19 protein-coding genes, 1 riboswitch and 1 other annotated feature are annotated in these 24993 nt (G+C 42.1%); of the genes, 4 read left to right on the forward strand and 15 right to left on the reverse strand.

Going from position 1 to position 24993, the window contains the following annotated elements; translation table 11 throughout:
- Positions 1–25: 25 nt before the first annotated feature.
- The 7 genes from D6855_RS13080 to D6855_RS13110 form a co-directional block, all read right to left on the reverse strand.
- A complete protein-coding gene (locus D6855_RS13080) occupies positions 26–1312 on the reverse strand; it encodes a methionine gamma-lyase family protein (protein WP_120741825.1) in 1287 nt (428 codons plus the stop codon).
- On the reverse strand, positions 1302–2237 hold the full coding sequence (gene miaA, locus D6855_RS13085; RefSeq protein ID WP_120741827.1) for a tRNA (adenosine(37)-N6)-dimethylallyltransferase MiaA: 936 nt from the start codon (positions 2235–2237) through the stop codon (positions 1302–1304). Before miaA ends, D6855_RS13080 begins: the two co-directional genes overlap by 11 nt.
- On the reverse strand, positions 2237–4225 hold the full coding sequence (gene mutL, locus D6855_RS13090) for a DNA mismatch repair endonuclease MutL (RefSeq protein WP_120741829.1): 1989 nt from the start codon (positions 4223–4225) through the stop codon (positions 2237–2239). Before mutL ends, miaA begins: the two co-directional genes overlap by 1 nt.
- Entirely contained in the window at positions 4225–6867 is a 2643-nt protein-coding gene (gene mutS, locus D6855_RS13095; protein ID WP_120742104.1) for a DNA mismatch repair protein MutS, read from the reverse strand. Before mutS ends, mutL begins: the two co-directional genes overlap by 1 nt.
- A gap of 75 nt (positions 6868–6942) precedes the next feature.
- A complete protein-coding gene (gene miaB / locus D6855_RS13100) occupies positions 6943–8394 on the reverse strand; it encodes a tRNA (N6-isopentenyl adenosine(37)-C2)-methylthiotransferase MiaB (RefSeq protein ID WP_120741831.1) in 1452 nt (483 codons plus the stop codon).
- Between the two features lie 17 nt (positions 8395–8411).
- Positions 8412–9656 carry a peptidase T gene (pepT, locus tag D6855_RS13105; protein WP_120741832.1) on the reverse strand — a complete coding sequence of 415 codons (1245 nt, stop codon included), beginning with the start codon at positions 9654–9656 and terminating at the stop codon, positions 8412–8414.
- On the reverse strand, positions 9653–11668 hold the full coding sequence (locus D6855_RS13110) for an alpha-amylase family glycosyl hydrolase (protein WP_120741834.1): 2016 nt from the start codon (positions 11666–11668) through the stop codon (positions 9653–9655). The genes pepT and D6855_RS13110 overlap by 4 nt, the downstream gene beginning before the upstream one ends.
- A 127-nt stretch (positions 11669–11795) precedes the next feature.
- On the opposite strand from D6855_RS13110, the gene D6855_RS13115 reads away from it, so the two are divergent.
- Positions 11796–12155 (forward strand): DUF1292 domain-containing protein, encoded by a 360-nt coding sequence (locus tag D6855_RS13115; protein WP_120741837.1) that lies wholly within the window; start codon positions 11796–11798, stop codon positions 12153–12155.
- On the opposite strand, the gene D6855_RS13120 is transcribed toward D6855_RS13115, so the two are convergent.
- The 3 genes from D6855_RS13120 to D6855_RS13130 are packed head-to-tail and all read right to left on the reverse strand — an operon-like array spanning position 12089 to position 15888.
- Positions 12089–13948, reverse strand: coding sequence for an ATP-dependent helicase (locus D6855_RS13120; RefSeq protein WP_147368149.1), 1860 nt, complete (start codon positions 13946–13948; stop codon positions 12089–12091). The genes D6855_RS13115 and D6855_RS13120 overlap by 67 nt on opposite strands.
- 16 nt (positions 13949–13964) lie before the next feature.
- Positions 13965–15428 (reverse strand): glutamate--tRNA ligase, encoded by a 1464-nt coding sequence (gene gltX / locus D6855_RS13125; RefSeq protein WP_120741841.1) that lies wholly within the window; start codon positions 15426–15428, stop codon positions 13965–13967.
- Between the two features lie 22 nt (positions 15429–15450).
- The gene (locus tag D6855_RS13130; protein ID WP_120741843.1) at positions 15451–15888 is read right to left on the reverse strand and encodes a dUTP diphosphatase; all 438 of its coding nucleotides are present in this window, start codon (positions 15886–15888) and stop codon (positions 15451–15453) included.
- A 171-nt stretch (positions 15889–16059) separates the two neighbouring features.
- On the opposite strand from D6855_RS13130, the gene fsa reads away from it, so the two are divergent.
- Positions 16060–16713, forward strand: a complete 654-nt coding sequence (fsa, locus tag D6855_RS13135; protein WP_120741845.1) for a fructose-6-phosphate aldolase — start codon at positions 16060–16062, stop codon at positions 16711–16713.
- Positions 16714–16768: 55 nt separating this feature from the next.
- On the opposite strand, the gene tyrS is transcribed toward fsa, so the two are convergent.
- Complete coding sequence (tyrS, locus tag D6855_RS13140; RefSeq protein WP_120741847.1) at positions 16769–17989, reverse strand: tyrosine--tRNA ligase; 1221 nt, start codon at positions 17987–17989, stop codon at positions 16769–16771.
- 59 nt (positions 17990–18048) lie between these two features.
- Positions 18049–18307, reverse strand: a binding site (T-box leader).
- Positions 18308–18412: 105 nt separating this feature from the next.
- A riboswitch (THF riboswitch) is annotated at positions 18413–18510 on the forward strand.
- Positions 18511–18574: 64 nt separating this feature from the next.
- Here tyrS and D6855_RS13145 point away from each other — a divergent pair.
- Positions 18575–19135: a folate family ECF transporter S component gene (locus D6855_RS13145; RefSeq protein WP_120741849.1), complete on the forward strand. Its 561-nt coding sequence runs from the start codon at positions 18575–18577 to the stop codon at positions 19133–19135.
- Between the two features lie 60 nt (positions 19136–19195).
- Here D6855_RS13145 and D6855_RS13150 read toward each other — a convergent pair whose 3' ends face one another.
- Genes D6855_RS13150 through D6855_RS13165 form a run of 4 tightly spaced genes read right to left on the reverse strand, consistent with a single transcriptional unit; the run spans position 19196 to position 23598 of the window.
- Positions 19196–20215 carry an NAD(P)H-dependent glycerol-3-phosphate dehydrogenase gene (locus D6855_RS13150; RefSeq protein ID WP_120741851.1) on the reverse strand — a complete coding sequence of 340 codons (1020 nt, stop codon included), beginning with the start codon at positions 20213–20215 and terminating at the stop codon, positions 19196–19198.
- 15 nt (positions 20216–20230) lie between these two features.
- Positions 20231–20908, reverse strand: a complete 678-nt coding sequence (locus tag D6855_RS13155; RefSeq protein ID WP_120741853.1) for a glycerol-3-phosphate acyltransferase — start codon at positions 20906–20908, stop codon at positions 20231–20233.
- 1 nt (position 20909) lies between these two features.
- Positions 20910–22238, reverse strand: a complete 1329-nt coding sequence (gene der / locus D6855_RS13160) for a ribosome biogenesis GTPase Der (RefSeq protein ID WP_120741855.1) — start codon at positions 22236–22238, stop codon at positions 20910–20912.
- Positions 22239–22254: 16 nt separating this feature from the next.
- Entirely contained in the window at positions 22255–23598 is a 1344-nt protein-coding gene (locus D6855_RS13165; RefSeq protein ID WP_120741857.1) for a DUF512 domain-containing protein, read from the reverse strand.
- 145 nt (positions 23599–23743) lie between these two features.
- Here D6855_RS13165 and D6855_RS13170 point away from each other — a divergent pair, with 145 nt between their 5' ends.
- Positions 23744–24940 carry a ribose-phosphate pyrophosphokinase gene (locus D6855_RS13170; RefSeq protein ID WP_120741859.1) on the forward strand — a complete coding sequence of 399 codons (1197 nt, stop codon included), beginning with the start codon at positions 23744–23746 and terminating at the stop codon, positions 24938–24940.
- Positions 24941–24993: the final 53 nt, after the last annotated feature.

Raw genomic sequence — 24993 nt, forward strand, 5'->3', positions numbered from 1 at the left:
GAGAATATAATTAACCGTAATCAATTTATTGTAACACAACAATCCCTTTATTCACAAGACTTTGGAGCGTCTTTAATATGCCAAGCTTAGCGTGAGGCCAGGTTAAACCGCCCTGGAAAAATACACTGTATGGTTCCTTTATAGGACCATCTGCAGAAAGCTCAATTGAAGAGCCTGAAACAAAGGCTCCGGCTGCCATTATGACCTGTGCATCGTATCCAGGCATATCCCATGGCTCAGGTGTAACAAAACTGTCTACAGGGGCTGCAGCCTGAACTCCTTCGCAAAATGCTATAACGCCCTCAGGTTTACCAAAGGTAACAGCCTGAATAATATCAAATCTCTCCTCACTTCCATTAGGGATCACTGCGAATCCAAGCTTCTCATAGATATTGGCAGCAAAAATTGCGCCCTTAAGAGCTGAAGCTGTAACAGTTGGTGCCAGGAAAAATCCCTGATAGAACTGAGGAAGGATTCCAAGAGAAGCTCCTACTTCCTTTCCAAGTCCTGGAGAAGTGAGCCTGAATGCTGCATTTTCAACGCATTCCTTCTTACCAGCGATATATCCGCCAATTGGAGCAAGTCCGCCGCCCGGATTCTTGATAAGAGAACCCACAACCATATCAGCGCCTACATCTGTAGGTTCATTCCTCTGAACAAACTCGCCATAGCAGTTATCTACCATGCAGATAACGTCAGGTCTCAGCTCCTTAATAAACTTAATAAGCTCTCCAATTCTCTCAACTGAAAATGTTGGTCTTGTCTGATAACCCTTAGACCTCTGTATAGTTGCAAGCCTGATCTTGTCATTAGACAAAAGAACCTCTTTGATCCTGTCATAATCAAAGCTTCCATCAGAAAGAAGGTCAGTCTGAACATATTCAATTCCGTATTCCTTAAGAGAACCCTTTGATGGTCTTATACCTATAACTTCTTCCAAAGTGTCATAGGGCTTTCCAGCTGGGGAAAAGAGAACGTCTCCAGGGCGAAGGTTACTCATAAGAGCAAGTGCCAGAGCATGAGTTCCACATGTAATCTGAGGTCTTACAAGAGCATCCTCAGTGTGAAAAACTGAAGCATAAACAGCTTCCAAAGTCTCTCTTCCAAGATCGTTATAGCCATATCCTGTTGTTCCAAGAAGACATGCCTCAGAAACCTTGTTTTCCTGCATAGCCTTAAGAACTTTAAGCTGGTTATATTCCGCAGTTTCGTCAATCTTTGCAAATCTGTCCTTTAATGAATTCAGTATATTCTCACCAAATTCAAATACTTCTTTTGAAATTCCAAGTTCTTCGTAAATCTTACTTTCCATAAATCCTTAACATCTCTTTCATTATAAGTTCATCGTTGTGATCAAATTCGTTTTTATCTATCCAGATAACATCTCTCTCTCGTTTAAACCAGGTAAGCTGCCTCTTGGCAAAATGCCTTGTGTTTCTCTTTATGAGATAGATTGCTCTTTCAAGGTCATATTCTCCCTCAAGATAGCCTATCATCTCTCTGTATCCAAGTCCCTGCATGGATGTGGCGTCCTTAGGTATATCCATCTCCATAAGACGCTTTACTTCATCCTCAAGACCCTCTTCTATCATCTGATCAACTCTTTTTTCTATCCTTGAATATAGCGTTTCTCTCTTATCTGTAAGGACAAAGTAGGAAAAATCATAGGCCGACTCTCTTTGCCTCTGCTCCTCATTGTGTTCTGAAATAGGTCGTCCTGTCTTTTTATAATACTCAAGAGCTCTTATTACTCTCTTGGAGTTATTGGCATGGATGATCTCAGCAGATGCTGGATCAATCTTTTTAAGCTCCTCAAAAATGCCGTCAGAGCCTTCCTTCTTAACTCTCTCTTCAAGCTCATGTCTATAGGTCTGATCTTCATCTGTCTCTGTAAAATTAATGTCATAAAGAACAGCCTGAATGTAAAATCCAGTTCCACCAACAATGATCGGAACATGGCCTCTTGAAGATATATCAGAAATCGCTTCCTTGGCCATCTTCTGAAAAACAAAGACATTGAAATCCTCATGGGGATCAAGAAAGTCGATAAGGTGGTGAGGAACGCCTCCCATCTTCTCGGGACTGATCTTGTCTGTTCCGATGTCCATGAATTTATACACCTGCATAGAATCAGCGGAGATTATCTCTCCGCCAATCTGTTTAGCAAGTTCAATTGATAGTTTGCTCTTACCTACTGCAGTAGGACCAGTGAGCACAATAAGTTTTTGCTTTTCCATTACTCAACAACTCTCTTAAACTTCTTGTCAATCTCATACTTGGTCATAGATATAATGGTTGGTCTTCCGTGCGGGCAGTTGTAAGGATTATCAAGGGTTAAAAGCTCATCTAAAAGAGCTTCCATCTCCATAACACTCATCCTGGTATTGCCCTTAACTGAGGCCTTGCATGCCATGCTGGCAATCTTGTAATTTATTACATCCGGTGTTCTGTCAAGGCTGGTCTCGTGAGACAATTCATCCAGTATCTGAATGAACATATCCTTTTCATTCTCACAGCCAAAGAGATCTATCGGAATAGCTCTCATAGCATATTCTCTTCCGCCGAAATTTTCAATATTAAATCCAAGCTTTTCAAAATACTGTCTGTAGCTAAGGAAAAGCTCCTCCTCAGCGCTTGTCAGAGCAACGATAACCGGTGGATTTACCATCTGGGAGAGCATCTCCCCGGATTTAAATCTCTTTATCATTCGCTCATAGTTGACTTTTTCATGGGCTGCGTGCTGATCCACAAGAAGCATCTTGTCCTTATAGGCGATGATCCAGTAGGTTCCAAAGAGCTGCCCTAAGATCTCATAGTCCTTAACATTGTCTCTTGTAAGAACCTTCTCCTCAAAAAGATCCAGCTGAACAGGCTTTTTCTCAACTACTATGGCATTCTCAGACTTAATTATAGGAGAAACATTCTCGTTCTTTTCAGCAATTGCGCCGTCTGAATCCCCAAAGATCCTGGTCCATACTGCCGATTTATTGCTATCTTCGATCTTTATTGGCTCAGACTTTACCCCTCTTGCATATACAGGAGTGTCCTTGCTGATCTTGTGCTCCTCAAATCTAAGAGTCTCAAAGGGCTCAGGAGCTTGCTCCTTAACGGTTTCCTTTTCCTGCACCTTGGCGCCATCGTCAGATGGCGTTTCCGCAGCTTCTACAAAAGAAGCCATCTCTTCTTTTGCCGCAGCCTCATCATCCTTTTCAGATAAAAGAGCATCTGGAATCATCTCATGATTTCTAAGAGCCGATTCAACACTTGACCTTATAAACTCATATAGCTGTGGCTGGTTACCAAAACGAACTTCCATCTTGGCCGGATGCACGTTAACATCAACATTTGCAGGGTCAAGGCGAAGGTGAAGAACTGCAAAAGGAAACTTATGCTGCATAAGATATTCCTTGTAGCCCTCTTCAAGAGCCTTGCTCATAACCTTATCCTTGATGTATCTGCCATTAACAAAGAAAATCTCAAAATTTCTGTTGGATCTGTTAAGTACAGGTTCACCAAGATATCCCTCAAGGGTCATATCCTTATCAGATACATTTATAGGTATGAGACTTACTGAGATGTCTCTTCCGTAGATCCTGTAGATGATCTCTTTAAGGTCTCCATTTCCTGAAGTTGAGAACTTATCGTCCTTGTTATTTATAAAATGAAATGAGATTGTGGGATTATCAAGAGCCATGTGCTCCATCACATCCCCGATATAGCTGGCCTCAGTCTGAGCTGTCTTAAGGAACTTCTTTCTTGCTGGAGTATTGTAAAAGAGATTTCGAACAATGAGAGTTGTTCCTGTAGGAGCTCCAATATCCTCAAAAGCAGCCTCTTCACCGCCATTTATACAGTATCTTGTTCCCACAAGCTCGTCAGCAGTTTTTGTAATAAGATCAACCTGGGCAACAGATGAAATACTGGAAAGAGCCTCTCCCCTAAATCCAAGAGAATGAATGGAATACAGATCATCAATGCATGTAAGCTTACTTGTCGCATGGCGCTTAAAGGCCTTGCGGATCTGACTCTTTTCAATACCAGAGCCATTGTCTGTGACTCTGATCATGTCAATTCCGCCGCCCTTTATCTCAACTGTAATGGCGTTTGCTCCGCAGTCTATCGCATTCTCCACCAGTTCTTTAACAACACTGGCAGGACGCTCAACTACTTCACCAGCAGCTATCTGATCTATTGTATTCTTATCAAGCTCATTGATAATTGCCATTAACTTTTCCACCTGTTCTTAAGGTCGCTCTGGAGCTTATAAAGAGTATTTAAAGCATCCATCGGCGTAAGGGTAGTTATATCGATCTCTTCGAGGCGCTTAAGCACATCCTCGTCCTTAACTGTATCAAAGAGAGACATCTGGTTTGTATCTACCTCGTCATAGTGAGTAACTTTTACTTTTCTGTCGCTCTTATTATCTCTTGCTATGGCCTGAACCTTATCAGTTATGTCGTTATCTGTAAGTTCAGCAACGATCTCTTTTGCCCTGTCAATGACCATATCAGGGACTCCTGCAAGCTTGGCTACCTGAATACCGTAGCTCTTGTCAGCACCGCCCTTTACGATCTTACGTAAAAAGACAATGTCGTCGCCGTTTTCTTTTACGGCGATACAGTAGTTGTTTACGTTGTCCATCTTGCCCTCAAGCTCTGTGAGCTCATGGTAATGGGTTGCAAATAAAGTCTTGGCTCCAAGTATCTTGCGGTTACTGATATGCTCTGTAACAGCCCATGCTATTGCAAGACCGTCGTATGTTGAAGTTCCTCGTCCTATCTCATCAAGGATAAGAAGAGAATCAGGAGTAGCGTTTCTAAGGATATTAGCTACCTCGTTCATCTCAACCATAAAGGTTGACTGTCCGCTACCAAGGTCATCTGAAGCTCCAACTCTTGTAAATATCCTGTCAACAACGCACATATCAGCGCTCTCACAAGGGACAAAAGAGCCAATCTGGAACATCAAAGATATCAGCGCAGTCTGTCTCATATATGTGGATTTACCAGCCATATTGGGACCTGTGATGATAGAGATGCAATGCTTTTTATTATCGAGATATGTGTCATTAGCTATGAACATATCAGCTGTATCAAGCATCTTCTCAACTACAGGATGACGGCCATTCTTGATCTTGATTATGCCCTTATCATTGATGGTTGGCTTAACATAGCGGTTTCTCTCAGCCACGTATGCAAGGGATGCATAAACATCAAGCAGGGCCAGAGCCTTTGCTGTAGCCTGTATTCTGTCGATCTCAAGAGCAATTGAATCCCTGATCTTGCAGAACATCTCATACTCAAGGTTATTGAGCTTGTCCTGGGCATTTAGAATTGTATCCTCAAGCTCTTTTAACTTAGGAGTTGTATATCTCTCGCAATTAGTGAGGGTCTGTTTTCTGATGAAGTATTCAGGAACCTTATCCTTAAAGGAGTTTGTAACCTCGAAGGAATATCCAAATACATTGCTGTACTTGATACGAAGGTTCTTGATACCGGTCTTTTCTTTTTCCTCTTCTTCCATTCCAGCAAGCCACTGTTTGCCGTTTGTTCCAGCCTCTCTGAAGTGGTCGATATCTGCATCAAATCCCTCTTTTATGATTCCACTCTCCTTAATGGTAAGTGGAGGTTCTTCAACGATGGACTGATCAATAAGGTCATAAATATCCTTAAGAGGATCAAGGTTTTCTGATATCTTCTCAATACCTGGAACTCCCTGGATATCAAGAAGTGCTGTAATAACAGCAGGGATCATCTTGATGGAATTCCTGAAAGCCAGAAGATCTCTTGGATTAGCTGTTTTAAATACGATCTTGGACATTAGCCTCTCCAAATCGTAGACAGGTCCAAGGTACTCTCTTATCTCTTCTCTTGTAACTACAGCTTTAACAAGAGCTTCTACAGCGTTCTGACGAAGAAGGATCTCCTCCTTGTCGATAAGAGGCTGCTCAATAAAGCTTCTAAGGAGTCTCGCTCCCATAGCAGTCTTGGTCTTATCAAGAACCCAGAGAAGTGTTCCCCTTTTTTGCTTATCCCTCATAGTCTCAACAAGCTCAAGATTCTTTCTTGTGGAGCTGTCAAGAAGCATGTACTTGCTTGTAAGGTATGGATAAACATGGGTTATGTTACTGATCTCAGACTTTTGCATGTCATAGAGATACTGAAGAAGAGCTCCCGAAGCAACAACTCCATTTGGGAAGTCATCAATACCAAGACCGATAAGTGATGAAACCTTAAAATGCTTCATGAGAAGCTTCTTGCACTGGTCCTCATCAAAATAATGAGAATCCAGCGGATTGATAAAGATCTGAAGCCTGTTCTTGAACTCGTCCATATCTGCGCCGCTAAACTCAAAAGCGTTGTTGCAGATGATCTCTGTTGGTGAGTACTTGTAGGTCTCATCCATGACGCTTCTAAGGCTATCCACCTCTGTAAGATAGAAATCGCCTGTTGTTACGTCAGCAACAGAGATTCCGATGGAGTCTGGAGAATAAAAGATACACATCAGGTAATTGTTCTTGGTCTCTTCAAGGGACTGCATGTTAAGGTTTGTGCCAGGAGTTACTATCCTGGTTACATCTCTTTTTACAATGCCCTTTGCAAGCTTAGGGTCTTCAAGCTGCTCACAGATAGCCACTTTATAGCCTCTTGAAACCAGCTTGTTTAAATAGCTCTCCACAGCATGAAAAGGAACGCCACACATGGGCGCTCTCTCTTCTAGTCCACAGGCCTTACCTGTAAGTGTAAGCTCAAGCTCTTTAGATGCCACAAGAGCATCGTCAAAAAAGATCTCGTAAAAATCACCAAGTCTGTAAAACAGGATGCAGTCCTTGTACTCCCTCTTGGTCTGGATGTAGTGCTGCATCATTGGTGATACTTTTTCTATATCTACTTCATCTAACAACGTGGTATTTCCCACGGCAAAATTCCCCTGTTCTAAAGATTACTTTACTAATTCCCCAACGTAGTAAAATCCATGGCACTCAAGGAGTTTAACGTCGACAAAATCTCCGATAAGTTCCTTACTACCAGGGAAATGTACCAGCGTATTGTTTGAGAGTCTTCCTGTCAAAAGAGACTCATCATGGTCGTTAACGCTCTCGACCAAGGCTCTTTGAGTCTGGCCAGCATACTTTAAGGTCTGCTCTTTTGCCTCATCCTGAACCACTTTAAGGAGCCTGTCGAAGTTCTCTTTTACCAGTTCTTCAGGAACCTGATCCTCAAAGGAAGCAGCTGGAGTTCCTGTTCTCTTGGAATATATAAAGGTAAAGGCATTATTGAAATGCGCCTTCTTAACAACATCAATAGTGTCATCAACAGCTTCAGAGGTCTCACCAGGAAAGCCAACAATGATATCCGTTGTGATGGCAACATCTGGAAGATCTCTTCTGATCTTATCCACAAGAGCAAGATAATCATCCTTGGTGTACTTTCTGTTCATGCGACGAAGGATCTCAGTGTTTCCTGACTGAAGAGGAAGATGGATGTGTCTTGCGATCTTCTCATTCTTGCCAATAACTTCAAGAAGTTCATCTGAGAAATCCTTAGGATGAGGAGTCATGAATCTTACTCTCTCGATGCCCTCAACTTCACAGACCATCTCAAGGAGCTTTGCAAATGAGATCTTGTTTGGATCATCATCCTTAAAATCAAGACCGTAAGAGTTTACGTTCTGTCCAAGGAGCATAACCTCCTTAACGCCATCAGCTGCAAGCTTCTCGCACTCCCTGATGATGTCCTTAGGAGCTCTTGAGCGCTCTCGTCCGCGGACATATGGAACTATGCAGTAGGTACAGAAGTTATTGCATCCAAACATAATATTGACCCCTGACTTAAAGGGGTACTTACGAAATACTGGAAGATCCTCAACGATCTTATCAGTCTCTTTCCAGATATCGATTATCATCCTGTCTGAATCGAGGCAGGTATTAAGTAGCTCAGCAAATTTATAGATGTTATGGGTACCAAAAATAAGATCAACAAATCTGTAGCTCTTTTGTATCTTTTCAACTGCTCCCTGCTCCTGCATCATACAGCCGCAGATAGCAATCTTCATGTGAGGATTGTTCTTTTTGTGGTTGCTGCACTGTCCCAGGCGGCCAAATACTCTCTGGTCTGCATTATCTCTAACGGTGCATGTGTTGTAGATTACAAAATCCGCATCCTCAGTCTCAACTTCTTCATAGCCCGCAAGCTTTAAAGTAGCCAGGAGCTTTTCTGAATCCCTGGCATTCATCTGACAGCCAAAGGTCACAACACAGGCTGTAGGCTTTCTGCCAAGCTCTTTTTCAAGGGCAGATACCTTCTCTTTTGCCTGTTCAATAAATTCAAGCTGCTTTAAGCTCTCAGCATCTGTAACCTCGTTTTTATTGCTATTTAAAACGTTAATACTCATTACTAAAACTCTTTCTATTAAATCTCAAAATCTTTATATATCATTACAAGTCCAAGAAGAATGTCCACAACCTTTCTCATCTCCTGGATTGAAGCATATTCGTACTTGCCATGGTAGTTGTATCCGCCAGTGCAAAGGTTAGGACATGGAAGACCCTTATACGAAAGTGAAGCCCCGTCTGTGCCGCCTCTAATTGGAACATCGATAGGATCGATACCAAGACCTGCCATTACCTTCTTGGCATTGTCTACAAGGTGCATATGAGGACGTATCTTCTCGATCATGTTGAAGTACTGATCTCTTATGGACACCTCAACAGTGCCTTCTCCGTATTTCTTGTTAAGGAACTCTCCTGCAGCCTTAAACAAGTCTTTTTTCTGGTTGAAAAGAGCTTCATCATGGTCTCTGATGATGTAGGAAGCTGTAGCAGATTCTGTAGCACCCTCGATCTCAGTCAGATGGAAGAATCCCTCTCTGCCTTCTGTGTACATAGGATTCTGGAATGCAGGAAGAAGTGAATGGAACTCATAGCAAAGCAAAGATGCATTGACCATCTTATTCTTGGCATCTCCAGGATGAACAGATCTTCCATTTACCTTGATCTCACCCTCAGCAGCATTGAAGTTTTCGTACTCCAGCTCTCCAAGCTTGCCACCATCTACTGTATAAGCGTACTGCGCACCAAATCTGTCAATATCAAAGAACGCTGTTCCTGCGCCAATTTCTTCATCAGGAGTAAATGCGATCATTATAGGGCCATGGGCAATTGACTTATCAGTTAAAAGAGTCTCAGCCATAGTCATGATCTCAGCCACGCCCGCCTTGTCATCAGCCCCAAGTAGTGTAGAACCATCAGTTACGATAAGATCTTCACCAACGTGGTTTTTAAGCTCAGGGAAGCTCTTTGGAGAAAGAACTACCTTGCCATCAGCAGAAAGAACTATATCCTCTCCGTCATACTTCTCAACGATCCTTGGCTTAACATCCTTGCCACTTACCTCATCGGATGTATCCATATGGGATATAAATCCGATCTTTGGAGCATTCTCATAACCTTCTGTTGCAGGTATTACACCGTAAACATAGCAGTGTTCCCTGTCGTAATAGACGTCACTTACGCCAATAGCATTCATCTCATCAAAAAGGAGCTTTGCAAGATCATGCTGCTTCATGGTAGATGGAGATGTCCCTGTCGTGTCATCAGACTGGGTATCTATCTTAACGTATCTTAGAAACTTTTCAATTACATCAATGTTGCTCATTTTGTCTTCCTTTTACTTTGTTTTTTCCTGGAAAAAGAGCTGTCTTTTTCGCTAATATATATCCTTACGGATCTGTCTGCCATAAGCTCAGTAAAGGCCTTATTAGCTTCTTCCAGGGAAGTCATTGGAAGTGCCTTCTTGCCCTTTGCTGCAGGCTTTTCTGGTTTTAATCCCCTCTTATCGGTATCTGATAAAAGCTTCCACTTAAGTCCTTCAGGGAGTTTTGGAAGCGCCATCTCCTGGCAGGTCCAGTTCATATTGTAGCAGACGTAGATAAATGGCTCATTCTGCTCGTAAAGTCCGCAGAACAGCATTCCAAGCATATGAGAATGCCCTGAAAGATCTGGTCTCCAGGATTCTCTTCCATGGCAGGAAAGATCAGGAAATCCGCAGGAAATATGGTCCATAAGCTTAAATGGTTCCTGCTCATGAAGGATCCTGTATTTAAACCTTAGACCAACCAGAAACTTAACATAATCAAGTATCTCTTTGTTCCTGTCCATGGCCTTCCAGTCAACCCAGCCTGTCTCATTGTCCTGACAATATGGGTTGTTGTTACCATCCTGGGAATTACCAAACTCATCACCGGAAAAGATCATTGGTGTACCCTGGGCCATAAAGAGCATTGTGAGAATGTTCTTGATCTGACGGGTACGAAGATCTAATATCTCGTGCTTTCTGGTTCTGCCTTCAATACCGCAGTTCCAGCTAAGGTTGTTGTCTGTGCCATCCTTGTTGTTCTCGCCGTTTTCCTCGTTGTGCTTGTGTTCATAGGAAACAAGGTCAACAAGCCTGAAGCCTTCGTAGTCACAGATATAGTTGATGATTCCGTGACCAGGCCCATTGGCGATCATACTCTTTAAGAAGTCTGAAGCAACGTTGTCATCGCTCTTTAAAAATCTTCTTGAGTTGTACAGGAATGCATTGTTGTAGTCCGCAAGAAGCCTTAAGGAAGGAGTTTTTCCTTCAAAGATCTCGCCGTAGTTAAACCACTCATTCCAGATCTTGATATCAGTAAACAGTGGTTCATTGGTTATGAGTCTTATTGGAATGATGCTGCCCTTAAGATGGAAACCATCCACGTGATACGTGCATCTCCAGAATCTTAAGGCATCCATGATGAGAGTCCCATTTTCATGCTCATCAAAATAAAACTGCATAATAACCTCAAGGCCGTTCTTATGCATGGTCTTAACAAACTCTTTAAACTCATTCTCTGCATCAGATGGGTTTTCACAGTAAGCTGTTCTTGGTGCAAAGTAAAAGCCCTTTTTGTAGCCCCAGAAATTGAGCTTCAGATTAACAGAGGCTTCATTTGAGATACTGCCATCCTTGGAATAAAGGAACCCGCTCTTTTCTGCTGAAGCCTTAATGCTCCTGGCATCCGATGACTTATAAGGGTTTTCAATCTCGTTCATCTCATAGGCTGGCATAAGCTCAACAGCTGTAACGCCAAGAGACTTAAGATAATCAATCTTCTCAAGGATTCCCTTAAAGGTTCCTCTTTTAGAAGCTGTAACGCCGCTACTTGGGCTCTTTGTAAAACCGCGAACATGTAAAAGATATACAAAGCTGTCCTCATAAGGGATAAATGGATGTTCATCCCCCTTCCAGTCAAAGGTATCTCTGGAAGTCTTACAGTCAGCCTTATTATCAAGCTTGGCTCTTATCTGATCATCAGGTACATCCTTGCCAAACTTCTCAAGACCAAAGAACTGCTTGGCGTAAGGGTCGCAAAAAACGTCACTATCAGCAAAATAGTTGTAGGATTCATATTCTGCAATATCCTCAATACCGCAAATCCTTGCAGAATAAATATCTCCCCTCTTAAGAGTCTTTGGTATCTCAATTTTGAGAGGTTTAAGCTTCTTATTGCCGCTTTTAGGGTAAAGTGTGATACCGCATCTTTCGTTATCACCAAAAACTGCTCTTACCACGAGATTTCTGTCGTAATCGATATAGCACCCTAAAGGATATGGCTTTTCACTGGTTAACACTAGTTTAGACGTCATTTTGCACCTGATTCCTTCATGTAGTTACACGCCCGTACATTTTACCACATTTATACCTATTATGCACCCAAAAGAGCTGATATTTATGGTATTATAAAAGAAAAAAAGTATCATAAGGGAGGCTATTATGGAGTTTTCCAAAAACGCTATCGACTGGAACACAAAAATTGAGAATGGCGAGCAGACAACTGTAGATATAGAGCTTGATGAAGGACAGGTTGTTACCTGTGCTCTTATTATCGTCCTGACAGTCAATTCCAAGGATTACATTGTTCTTCTTCCACTGGATGAGAACGGTCAGAACAATGACGGAAACGTCTGGTTCTATGAATTTATATTAAGTGGTCCTAATGCCGAGCCAGAACTTGGCAATATTGAGGATGATGATGAATATGAGGCCGTTTCAGAAGCTTTCGACCTCTATTTAGACGATGTAGAATTTGATGAACTCATCGATCTTCCAGAAGAAGGATCTGAAGAAGTCTGATTCCAGAGGTCTTTAATAGGCCTTAGGAACCTTGAAGGAAGCATTGGATTTTCCTTATTCCCTTTAATATATGACATTATAAGCGCCGTTTTTGCTCTGGTCATGGCCACATAGAGCATGCGGCGCTCTTCTTCTATCTGAAGGTTTGTTGTGGCACTTCTACTTGGAATTATTCCTTCATTTAAATCCGGAAGCCAGACATATTTAAATTCAAGTCCCTTTGAGCCGTGCATGGTCAGAAGGTTTACCTTTAATCCTCCGGAAATCATCTTTGGTTTTCTGGTCGTCTCTTCCACGTTCACGTTATCAAGAAGGCTTTTTAAAGTCTCATATCCTGCCGCCATCTTTTCAAACTCATCCAGCGCTTCCAGGCTACTTAAAAAATGTTTATCTATTCCAACTGTTTTCCTAAGATACCTGACAGCTAGTGAAGGCCTAAGATGCCTTATCATATTGATACAGGCAAAAAAGTCTTTGACAGCCTTAAGTCTCTTGTAGTTATCACTGTAAAACCTGGTCACATCTTTTTCTCTTACGACGTCAGAACTGGCTGTTTCCCTTGAAATATAGCGCATGGGTACATTGATGATCTTAAGATAGTCGCTTCTTTTACTTCCATTTATGGCAAAAGAGATATAGCTTAAGATACACTTTACCGCCTTGTCCTCAAATACAGATACAGCCTGGTTATCAATATTTGTAGGGATATTCCTGGCGTTAAGGACAGATAAAAGGCTCTTCGCCTCTTTATTTGTTCTGAAAAGTACCGCTATTTCATCAAGTTCATTCATATGCTTTGACAGAAAATCTGCTATTGCTTCCATCTGTCTTTGCCTTGATTCATAGCATCTTCCGTAAACTCCGCCAATTCCATTTGTTTCACTGGCCCTTAGATTCTTTTTAAATCTGACGGTATTATCATTTATTACCTTCGTGGCAGCACCCAGGATCTTAGAACCGCATCTGTAGTTGATATCAAGATTTATCATGGATGCTCCATTATCTTTAAAGGTTTCCATGAAATCAAGCATTATCTGAGGATCGGATCCACGAAATCCATATATGGACTGGTCGTCATCACCTACAGCAAAGAGATTTTTCTTTTCCCCAAGAAGGAGCCTTACAACCTTATACTGCATGGGATTTATATCCTGATACTCATCAATTAGGATGTACTTAAACCGCTCCTGGTACAAGTTTCTAAGGGATGAATTATTTGCAAGAAGTTCATAACAGCGCTCTATCATGTCGTCAAAATCGATCCTGCCAAACTCTCTAAGACGCTTATTATAGCCATCAAAGATGTTTTTAAACACTCTTTTTAAGCTGATGCTTTCAAGGCATTCATTTGGGCTGATATCAAGGTTTTTTATCCTTGAAATTTCAGACAGGATATCAGGAATCTGTTCTATTCCATCATCATACTCATCACTTGTGATATTGCCTCTTGCCTTTAAATGCGCAAGGATATCCCTTAAAACTTCAATCTTAAATTGATATGTTGCTATTTCTAACCTGGAATCTGAATAAGAACTGTTATTTCTGATGATCTGATAAAAGACCGAGTGAAAAGTTCCAAAAGATACTTCAGGATAAGAACTATCCGTCAGTTTTAGAAATCTGATCTGCATCTCAATTGCAGATAGTTTGGTAAAAGTAATTACCAGAATCTTCGAAGGATCTGCCCCATGTTCAATAAGGTGCAAAAGCCTTCGGACAATGACAAAGGTTTTGCCGCTTCCAGGGCCAGCAAGTACGATTGCCGGCCCATCAGCGTGCATAATAGCCTTCATCTGCGAGGCATTTATATTATTTTTCAAGAAGTTCAATTCCTTTTTTGATTCTTGCTATAGTCTCCTCTTTTCCAAGGATCTCCATAGCTTCTGTTGCTCCGCAAGGAGTCATCTCTTTTCCGCATACAGCAATTCTTACTGGCCAGAGAACAAATCCGTTCTTAAACTCTTTTTCCTTGATATATGCTGAAAGCATCTCGTAGAGAGCATCATTGGAGTAATCTTCATGAGTTTCAAGAAGTGGAAGGACTTCCTTAAGAACCATCAGTGATGACTCCTTATCAGTCTTCATCTTCTTGTGGCAGTAGATGTCTGTGCTGTACTCTGGAAGAGTTTCAAAGAAATCTACCATTCCTTCAATATCAGGCCAGATCTCAATTCTGGTCTTGACCATAGAAGCGATCTTCTCAAGATTAAGAGGCTTAGTAATAGCTTTCTTAAGATATGGAAGCGCCTGATCGTAAAAGAGCTTATCGTCCATCTTCTTAAGGTACTCGCCGTTCATCCACTTAAGCTTGGTATAGTCAAATACAGCTGGGGACTTGTTGATCCTCTTGTAATCAAACTTGGCGATAAGATCCTCAAGGCTCATGATCTCAGTATTATCATCTGGAGACCATCCAAGAAGAGCTACAAAGTTAACTACAGCCTCAGGTACAAAGCCCTGCTCGATAAGATCCTCAAATGAAGAATGTCCGGATCTCTTAGAGAGCTTGTGGTGATCCTCATCTGTGATAAGTGGACAGTGTATGTACTTAGGAACTTCCCATCCAAAAGCATCATAGAGTCTGTTGTACTTAGGTGATGATGAGATGTACTCATTACCACGAACAACGTGTGTGATTCCCATAAGATGATCATCAACAACGTTAGCAAAATTGTATGTTGGATAGCCGTCAGACTTGATAAGGATCATGTCATCAAGCTCTTTGTTCTCAACGCTTACATCTCCGTAAAGCTCATCGTGGAATGTAGTTGTGCCCTCTGTAGGGTTGTTCTGACGGATAACAAAGGGCTTGCCCTCTGCAAGATTCTTGTCGATCTCTTCCTGTGAAAGGTGTAGGCAGTGCTTATCGTAAACACTGATCTCTTTTACCTCACCATCTACTTCTATCTTCTGGACAAGAGTCTTAAGTCTCTCCTCATCACAGAAGCAGTAATATGCCTGTCCCTTATCGATAAGCTCCTTGGCATACTGCATGTAAATGCCAGCCTTCTGACGCTCACTCTGAACGTATGGGCCAACAGGACCTCCGATATCTGGACCTTCATCATGAATAAGACCAGTCTCTTTAAGTGTGTTGTAGATAATCTCTGTAGCACCCTCTACATAGCGCTCCTGGTCTGTATCCTCAATTCGAAGGATATAATCTCCACCCTCATGCTTGGAAATAAGATAAGCATAAAGAGCTGTTCTCAAATTGCCGACATGCATACGACCAGTTGGACTTGGTGCGTATCTTGTACGAATCTTAACCATTTCTACTCCTTAACATTAACTTTTATTTTGTACCGGTAGAACCAAATCCACCTCTGTCCTTGCCATCAAGGTGCTCACACTCTTCGAAAAGAATTGTTGGCTGGTTCTCCATTATTCTAAACTGGCAAATACGGTCATTAAAGCCAATATGCGTATCCCTCATTGCAATAACGGGAACAAACCACTGATCGTTATCTCCGCAGTATGAGTGGTCGATAACGCCCATGTGATTGGCCTGAATAACGCCGAAATTCTTAAAGGTAGAACTTCTTGGAACTACGTGAGCTTCATATCCTTCCGGGATCTCCATGGCTACGCCAAGTGGGATCAGCTTAAACTCACCCTGCTTAAGGTCCACATCAATAGCACTTCTAAGATCGATCCAGTCCGACTTACCATCGATGTATTCAAGCTTTTCAAGTCTGTCATCAAAATACTTAATCTTAATTTTCTTTTCCATACAAAAGCCCTTCCTTTTTTAGCCGTCTATACATAATACCACAAAAATCAATATATTTAAAACACAAATAAATAGTTAATACACCGCACAAATTGGGTGTAGTCATTTGAAAAAATAATGCTATTATAGATACGGAAACTAATTCACGAACTTAAAAAGGAGCGAGTAAAAATGAAGTTATTTGTAGACACAGCCAATATTGAGGAAATCAGAAAAGCCAATGACATGGGTGTTATCTGCGGCGTAACAACAAACCCTTCTCTTATTGCTAAGGAAGGCAGAGATGTTTATGAAGTTGTAAAAGAGATTGCTTCTATCGTAGACGGACCTATCAGCGGCGAAGTTAAGGCAACAACAACTGATGCTGAGGGTATGATCGCTGAAGGAAGAGAGATCGCTAAGCTTCACAAGAACATGGTTGTTAAGATTCCTATGACAGTAGAAGGTCTTAAGGCTTGTAAGGTTCTTTCACAGGAAGGAATCAAGGTTAACATGACACTTATCTTCACAGCCAACCAGGCTCTTCTTTGTGCAAGAGCAGGCGCCGCATTCGTTAGTCCTTTCCTTGGAAGACTTGATGACATCAGCGTTAGAGGAACAGATCTTATCTCTGAAGTTGCTGAGATCTTCAACATCCACAACATCCAGACAGAGATCATCGCAGCTAGTATCCGTCATCCTATGCACGTTACAGACTGCGCACTTGCAGGTGCTGACATCGCTACAGTTCCTTACAAGGTAATTGAGCAGATGACTCATCACCCTCTTACAGATGCTGGTATTGAGAAATTCCAGAAAGACTACCTCGCAGTATTTGGTGAGTGATTACTCCATAAAGAAAGGGCTGAGAAATACTTCTCAGCCCTTATTATTATGCTATTTAGAATGTTACTTTCTTAAATGACTTCTTGCCCTTCTTGACCATTACGCCATCAGCGAAAGTCTCTTTTGAGTATGTAGCCTTAACATCTGTTACCTTCTCGTCAGCAAAAGTAACTCCGCCCTGCTCTACAGCTCTTCTTGCTTCACTTCTTGTTGCGCAAAGACCAGCAGATACAAGAACCTGAAGGATATCTACTGCACCGTCTCTAAAGTCTTCTTCCTTAAGGGATACAGCTGGAACGTTCTCCATATTTCCGCCACCTGCGAAAAGAGCTCTTGCTCCGTCCTGTGCCTTCTGAGCTTCCTCTTTGCCGTGTACAAGGCTTGTGAGCTCAAATGCAAGGATCTCCTTCTTTTCGTTGATGCGGGAATCATCCCACTTCTCCATCTCCTGGATCTCTTCGATAGGAATGAATGTAAGCATCTTGATGCACTTATCTACGTCAGCATCGCCAACGTTTCTCCAGTACTGGTAGAAATCAAATGGTGATGTCTTGTTAGGATCAAGCCATACAGCGTTACCTGCTGTCTTACCCATCTTATTACCGTTAGAGTCAGTAAGAAGAGTGATTGTCATGGCATGCGCATCCTTACCAAGCTTTCTTCTGATAAGCTCTGTACCACCGAGCATGTTAGACCACTGATCATCTCCGCCAAACTCAAGGTTACAGTTGTACTTCTGGAACATGTAGTAGAAGTCGTAAGACTGCATGATCATGTAGTTGAACTCAAGGAATGAAAGTCCCTTCTCCATACGCTGCTTGTAGCACTCAGCTCTGAGCATGTTATTAACTGAAAAGCATGCTCCCACCTCTCTAAGGAGTTCGATGTAGTTAAGGTTCATAAGCCAGTCAGCATTGTTTACCATCATAGCCTTGCCTTCACCAAAGTCGATGAACTTCTCCATCTGTCTCTTGAAGCACTCAGCATTGTGATCGATGTCTTCTCTTGTGAGCATCTTTCTCATATCGGATCTTCCTGAAGGATCTCCGATCATAGTTGTTCCACCGCCGATAAGAGCGATTGGCTTGTTGCCTGCTTCCTGAAGTCTCTTCATAAGAGTAAGAGCCATGAAGTGACCAGCTGTAAGTGAATCAGCTGTGCAGTCAAAGCCGATGTAGAAAGTTGCCTTTCCGTTGTTTACAAGGTCTCTGATCTCTTCTTCATTAGTAACCTGAGCAATAAGACCTCTTGCCTGTAATTCCTCAAAAATCTGCATAAATGCACCTCCTTAATACTCTGCGAAGGAATAAAAAAATCCTCCGCAATCAACTGATTACGAAGGACGAAAAGATTCGTGTTACCACCTTCATTCACACATTACTCACGCAATGTGCCTCAACAAGTACTAACGCAACCGCGCTTCATACTCTTCCGATGTAACGCCCCGGATGGTCGACACAGCTTACTAGATCACTCATTCTTCTGTGCAGCTCACGGAGGTATTCGTAAATCGCTCTATACTAAAGCCTCTCACCAACCGGCTATTCTCTGTTGCTAGTCTGCGATCACTACTTGTTCCGATCAACGCTTTTATATCTAATGATTATAAATTGATTTATTTTATTGTCAACCAATAATTCGTATAAATTAGCTATTGTAATTAAAGACAAAAGCAAGTATTATGTAGAAAAATAAGAAATGCAGAGTAGACGTTAGAGCGTTAAGTGCCTGGTGAACAGGGAGTTGTCACTGGGACGAAGGATTTCATCCGCGGTTTTAATGTCGCATCCCGCTGCTACATCGAATGAATAATGTCCATCTCCGATGTGGTATAGGAAAACTGCAAAGGAGGTGTATTTTTATGTCTAAAGAACAGGCTATTTCAAGCAAAACTCAGCTCTCATCCCTATCAAGACTCAAGGAGACCAAGGTACTTACATTCTGCGGAATGATGGGTGCTCTTGCAGTAGTACTTGGCTACGTTGCTACGATCAAGGTTGGCCAGTACATCAGGATCGGTTTTTCAGGTCTTCCAAATCAGGTAGTTGATTACCTCTTTGGTCCATGGATCGGGGCAATCTTTGGCGGAGCAATGGATGTCATCAAGTGGTTTGCTTCTGGCGATGGTAACTTCTTCCCAGGCTTTACCATTACAGCAATGCTTGGTGCCATCATCTACGGATTCTTCCTCTACAAGAAACCAGTTAAGGTATGGAATGTTGTCCTCTCTCAGCTTGTTGTTAAGATTGTCTGCAACATCATACTTAACACATTATGGCTCAATATGCTGTACGGACAGGCAATTGCAGCTATCCTTCCAGGAAGACTTTTATCAAATGCGATAATGCTTCCAATTGACAGCTTTATCATGTATGTTCTTTTAAATGTTGTTAATAAGGTTATCAGACCATATTTTGATTAAATGAAAACAAAAGAACTGGCTTCCTATTAGCGGAAGTCAGTTCTTATTTTTTTACCTTTATTACCAGTCTACCTGGCTGTTCTCATTTCTCTTTTCACGGACCATTAGATCCTTGATACCCTCGCCAACACTCTTTCCTTCAAAGAGGATCTCATTTACTCCCTGAACGATAGGCATATCAACTTCATATTGCCTTGCTAGCTTAAGAGCAGCTTTAGCGCTATAAACGCCCTCAACTACCATCTTAACTTCGTCCATGGCTTCCTGGTAGGTTTTGCCCTGGCCAATAAGTATTCCAGCGCGGCGATTCCTTGAATGCATTGAAGCACAGGTTACAACAAGATCTCCAATTCCAGAAAGCCCTGCAAAGGTCTCAAACTTGCCTCCCATGGCCATTCCAAGGCGGGATATCTCAGCAATTCCTCTTGTTATAAGGGCTGCCTTGGCATTATCTCCAAGTCCGTAACCATCAGCCATACCAGCCGCAAGGGCAACTACATTCTTAAGAGCTGCACCTATTTCAATTCCAAGCATATCAGGGCTTATGTATACCCTGAAAACGTCGCTCATGAAGGTATTCTGGACTACCTTGGCAGTGTCCTTGCTAAATGCTCCGACAACTATTGTAGTTGGAAGATTCTTACCAACTTCCTCAGCATGGGAAGGTCCGGATAATACACAGACTGTAGCTCCAGGTATCTCATCAAGGATAACATCACTCATTACCATGAGGGTAGACTCCTCGATACCCTTTGTACAGTTTACAATTATCTGGTCCTGCCCCTCCTTATTCATGTAAGGAGCCATGAGTCTTACTGTTTCTCTGACGCTGGTTGAAGGTACAACCAGAACCAGTATCTCTTTTCCGGAAACTGCTTCCTCCATACTGCAGGTAAACTTAACTGAATCAGAAAGCTTAACCCCTGGAAGCTTATCCTCATTGCCGCGATAAGCAGAAAGCTTATCTACGCTCGCCTGGCTTCTTGACCAGACTGTTACATTGTGACCGTTGTTAGATAAAAGATACGCAAGAGCAATTCCCCAGCTGCCTGCACCAATTACGCCTATTTCCTTTTGCAATTCTTATCCTCCGGTTTAGTCGATCTTATTCTTTTTGAAAATATAGGTCTTTCTCTCTTTTCCCTGAATGAGCTTTTTGATATTGCCTCTGTGCTGGAAATATGCAAGAGCCATAAGAAGGAAAAGAATTACATAGACCTCAATAAGCGCTCCCTGTGGAACGGCTCCGAATTTATCCAGGAAGAATCCATTCTGCCCGCAGATAACAACCATTACAAAAAGTGCTGTGTAATAGCAAAGACTGCAAACAGAAACGATATGACAGAGGTTAAGTGGAAGGAAGAATGCAATCACACCCATCAGGATAAAGCTCCAGTGGAATACGATTCCAAGGTGAATTGTATATCCCGCAGTACATGCAATACCCTTACCACCTTTAAAATGAAGGTGCAAAGGGAAGTCATGTCCAAGAATTGCTCCAGCGGCTGTATAGGTCATATACAGAATCTGAAGATTAGGAGTGTTCCTTCCAAACAAGAAGTATGTCACTAAAATAGCTGCCATACATTTGAGCATATCCCCAAGAAGAACAATGAGTCCTGCCTTTGCACCAAGGACTCTTAAAGTATTGGTAGTTCCTGCATTGCCACTACCAACCTTTCTGATGTCAACGCCCTTCATCCTGCCATAAAGAACTGCAGTCTGAAGATGCCCAAACACGTAACCAATAAGTAAACATACTACTCTTTCCATACTATTTGCCCTCTTTTCTCTCCCTGATAATAAATCTAAGTGGAGTGCCCTTGAATCCAAAGGCTTCTCTTATCTGATTTTCAATATATCTGGTGTAGCTAAAGTGCATTAAGTTCTTGTCGTTAACAAATATAACGAAAGTAGGCGGCTTGACTGAAGCCTGTGTGATGTAAAAGAGCTTAAGGATCTTGCCCTTGTCACTTGGTGGCTGCTGCATAACAACCGCCTGTGTCATGATCTCATTAAGAACGCCTGTAGCAACCCTGAGGGCGTGGTTCTCACTTACGATGTCGATCATGTCATAGAGCTTAACCAGTCTCTGACCTGTCTCAGCAGAGATAAACATGATCTCTGCGTAGTTCATGAAGGCAAGAGTGTTTCTGATATCCTTGGTAAATTCCTTGACGGAATGATTGTCCTTTTCAATAAGGTCCCATTTGTTAACAGCGATGATGACTGCCTTACCACTTTCATGGGCTATACCTGCGATCTTGGCATCCTGCTCTGTGACACCATCCTCTGCGTTTATAACAAGGACACATACATCAGCTCTCTCAACAGCGCCTACAGTCCTTACGATCATGTAGTGCTCAAGAGCATCCTTGACCTTGTTCTTTCTGCGAAGGCCTGCTGTATCAATGAACACGTACTTTTTGCCATCGTGCTTGACCTCAGTATCTATGGCGTCTCTAGTGGTACCAGCGACGTCAGATACAATAAGCCTGTTCTCGCCAATAAGCTTATTGATAATGGATGACTTACCAACGTTAGGCTTACCAATTATGGCTACCTTGATGGAATCATCCTCTTCCTCGCTTGTAGATTCCCTGCTGAAGTGGCTTACAACCTCTTCAAGTAGATCACCAAGTCCCTGTTTGTTTACAGCTGAGATAGGGAAAGGCTCACCTATTCCAAGGTTATAGAACTCATACACATCAAGCTGATCTCTGTTAAAGTTATCAACCTTATTTACACAAAGAACGATGGGCTTACCAGAGCGTCTTAGCATATCTGCAACCTTGGCATCTGCATCCACAAGGCCCTGCTTAACATCAACCATGAAAATGATGACATCCGCAGTATCAATAGCGATCTGGGCCTGCTCTCTCATCTGCGCAAGAATTACGTCATTGGAATCAGGCTCGATACCGCCTGTATCAATGAGAGTAAAGCTGTGATTGAGCCACTCAACGTCCTGATATATTCTGTCTCTTGTTACACCTGGCGTATCCTCAACGATAGCTATCCTTGAGCCAGCCATGGCGTTGAAAAATGTAGATTTTCCAACATTAGGTCTGCCTACAACGGCAACAATATTTTTTCTGCTCATATAAAATCCTTTATCTTTAATCTAGTCCAAAGAAATCTGAAACAAGACCGTAGCCATCGCCACTGCTTATTCCTACTTTGATATTAAGTTCCCTCTCGATGTCGCATATCCTGACATCGTCAAGAAGGTAGTCTTCGCCGCTCCTTAGGAGATTGACCGGTAAAAAGAGCTCATCCCCAAGGTCTTTGCCCTTAAGCTGCCCTATGATGTCCTGGCCTGTAAGGAGGCCTGATACCGTGATCTTTTCTCCAAAAAACTCGTTTATTATCTCATAGACATCTATCTTAAGTCCAGTACAAACGCTCATGGCCTTATCTGCCATGGCCTTGATGCAGGGATACACAAGCCTTCCGGTAGCTACTGAAATATGTCTGTTTATCTTATCTATATCATCCTTACGCTCTGAAAGGATCTCATCAAAGCCCTCATCAAATTCATTGATGAGAAGCCTCATCATACCAACACCGTTTTCAAGCTGAATATATCCGTCGTACCTCTCAGCCTCCGGGAATGGCCTTCCTGCAAGGAAATACCACTCGTCACTGGCATGGATAAAGTGAATTCCATGTTCATCGTATATCTTTTTCTGCCAGGACTCGATCAGATCGATCACCTCTTTAGCGTCCTCACTGTTAAAGGGCTCTAAAGGATACAGACCATCACGGTATTTTGAAAGTCCTACAGGAACTACAGATACGCTCTGGAGATTTGGTATATATTTAGAAAGGTCACTAATGGACCTCTCCAGCTCTTTTCCGTCGTTGACGCCCTTACACAGGACAATCTGACCATTTAGCTCAATTCCGGAATCCCTTTCACAGAGCCTGTCCACCTTCTTAAGGGCTTCTCCAGCAAACCTGTTGCCCAGCATCTTGCAGCGAAGCTCGGGATTGGTCGTCTGAAAAGAGACATTGATTGGTGAAAGGTGATATTTAAGGATCCTGTCTATGTCTGCATCGGACATGTTTGTAAGCGTAACATAGTTGCCCTGAAGGAAAGAGAGCCTGCTGTCATCATCCTTAAAATACAATGTGTCACGCATGCCCTTAGGCATCTGATCAATAAAGCAGAAGATACATTTATTACTGCAGGACTTATAGTCATCCATAAGCCCGTTTTCAAACTCTATTCCTAGATCCTCATCAAAGTCCTTGTCCACATCAAGGAGCCATTCTTCTCCGTCAGCTTTCCTGATGAGAATATCCAGGTGTTCATCATGGACAAGGAACTGATAGTCAAAAATATCCGTTATTTTTTCATTATTTATTTCAAGAAGCTCATCACCGGGTTCAATACCAAGTTCATCAGCAATACTGTCTGGAAGAACAGCCCCGATAATGTGGCTTTTATTTTTGTTCATAAGTGTTTCCTATCTTAATTTTCTTCGCAATAATCCATTTGATATTATACATGAAATTCCTTGACGTGTCAGCACAACAGGTGATATATATGATAATGGCTAAGTAGTTAGAGTCAAATTCTCGTTTTCTAAGAAAGGGGCTAAAATGCCTGATTTTCATCAGTTAGAAAGTTTAATCCCAGTAGCACCACTTAATCTTATAGTTATGGAATCTGCCAAGAGTCTTGGCGACAGTGTTGATAAGTACATCGCTGAATTCAGGCACAATCTCTATTCTATGCCTGAAGCTGATCCTGCTTTTCATCGCTATGTAAGAGATTCCTACAAGATAGACTACTCTCTCGACAGATTTGGAAGTGGAGAAGCCAAGGCCACGATCAATCAGTCTGTAAGAGGTAATGACGTATACATCCTTACTGATGTCTGCAACTACAGCATCACTTATAAGATGTATGATTACGTCAATCACAAATCCCCTGATGATCATTACCAGGATTTGAAAAGAGTTATCGGTGCTATCACAGGTAAAGCCAAGAGAATAAATGTAATCATGCCTTTCCTCTATGAAGGAAGACAGCACAAGAGATCCGGAATGGAGTCCCTTGATGCAGCTCAGATGTTTAAAGAGCTTCACGACATGGGAATCTCAAACTTTATTACCTTTGATGCCCACGACCCAAGAATTTCCAACGCCAAGCCACTTGGCGGTTTTGATAACTTCCTTGCATCCTATCAGTTTATGAAGGCTCTTCTATCCCGCATAGATGACCTTACAGTTGATAAGGATCACCTTACCGTAATAAGCCCTGATGAAGGCGCTTTGGACAGAGCTGTTTACTTTGCAAACGTAATTGGCGCAGACACAGGAATGTTCTACAAGAGACGTGACTACGCTCACATCGTTAATGGTTCAAATCCTATTGTTGCCCACGAATTCCTTGGCTCTGATATCCACGGCAGAGACGTTATTGTAATCGACGATATGATCTCATCCGGATCATCAATGATCGATACAGCCAAGCAGCTCAAGAACATGGGTGCAAAACGAGTATTCATCTGTACAACATTTGGTCTTTTCACCGATGGCATGAAGAAATTCGATGAAGGCTATGAAAACAAGTACTTTGATGCAGTTATTACTACTAATCTCACTTACATGAACGACGAGATCAAGTCCCGTGACTACATCTTCATTGCTGATATGGGTAAGTTCCTTGCTACTATCATCGACTTCCTTAATCACGATGCATCAATGTCAACAGTTAATATGCCAACAGACAAGATTCACGAGATTGTTGAAAAGTACAACAACGGGCTCATCGCTCCTGAACTTTATGAGTAATCCAAATAAAAATAACTCCGGAACATTCTAAATGTCCCGGAGTTTTCTTTTTG

The organism is Butyrivibrio sp. CB08, from assembly GCF_003625485.1.
In the GTDB taxonomy this organism is placed as follows: Bacteria; Bacillota; Clostridia; order Lachnospirales; family Lachnospiraceae; genus Butyrivibrio.

Bases quoted from the DNA above. Each gene is read 5' to 3' on its own strand.
- miaA (WP_120741827.1), bottom strand. From the start codon at position 2,237: ATGGAAAAGCAAAAACTTATTGTGCTCACTGGTCCTACTGCAGTAGGT.
- D6855_RS13155 (WP_120741853.1), bottom strand. From the start codon at position 20,908: ATGGAAAGAGTAGTATGTTTACTTATTGGTTACGTGTTTGGGCATCTT.
- D6855_RS13120 (WP_147368149.1), bottom strand. From the start codon at position 13,948: ATGAAGGCTATTATGCACGCTGATGGGCCGGCAATCGTACTTGCTGGC.
- tyrS (WP_120741847.1), bottom strand. From the start codon at position 17,989: ATGCAGATTTTTGAGGAATTACAGGCAAGAGGTCTTATTGCTCAGGTT.
- D6855_RS13080 (WP_120741825.1), bottom strand. From the start codon at position 1,312: ATGGAAAGTAAGATTTACGAAGAACTTGGAATTTCAAAAGAAGTATTT.
- D6855_RS13130 (WP_120741843.1), bottom strand. From the start codon at position 15,888: ATGGAAAAGAAAATTAAGATTAAGTATTTTGATGACAGACTTGAAAAG.
- mutL (WP_120741829.1), bottom strand. From the start codon at position 4,225: ATGGCAATTATCAATGAGCTTGATAAGAATACAATAGATCAGATAGCT.
- miaB (WP_120741831.1), bottom strand. From the start codon at position 8,394: ATGAGTATTAACGTTTTAAATAGCAATAAAAACGAGGTTACAGATGCT.
- mutS (WP_120742104.1), bottom strand. From the start codon at position 6,867: ATGATGCAGCACTACATCCAGACCAAGAGGGAGTACAAGGACTGCATC.
- D6855_RS13110 (WP_120741834.1), bottom strand. From the start codon at position 11,668: ATGACGTCTAAACTAGTGTTAACCAGTGAAAAGCCATATCCTTTAGGG.
- D6855_RS13115 (WP_120741837.1), top strand. From the start codon at position 11,796: ATGGAGTTTTCCAAAAACGCTATCGACTGGAACACAAAAATTGAGAAT.
- fsa (WP_120741845.1), top strand. From the start codon at position 16,060: ATGAAGTTATTTGTAGACACAGCCAATATTGAGGAAATCAGAAAAGCC.
- pepT (WP_120741832.1), bottom strand. From the start codon at position 9,656: ATGAGCAACATTGATGTAATTGAAAAGTTTCTAAGATACGTTAAGATA.
- gltX (WP_120741841.1), bottom strand. From the start codon at position 15,428: ATGGTTAAGATTCGTACAAGATACGCACCAAGTCCAACTGGTCGTATG.
- der (WP_120741855.1), bottom strand. From the start codon at position 22,238: ATGAGCAGAAAAAATATTGTTGCCGTTGTAGGCAGACCTAATGTTGGA.
- D6855_RS13170 (WP_120741859.1), top strand. From the start codon at position 23,744: ATGCCTGATTTTCATCAGTTAGAAAGTTTAATCCCAGTAGCACCACTT.
- D6855_RS13145 (WP_120741849.1), top strand. From the start codon at position 18,575: ATGTCTAAAGAACAGGCTATTTCAAGCAAAACTCAGCTCTCATCCCTA.
- D6855_RS13165 (WP_120741857.1), bottom strand. From the start codon at position 23,598: ATGAACAAAAATAAAAGCCACATTATCGGGGCTGTTCTTCCAGACAGT.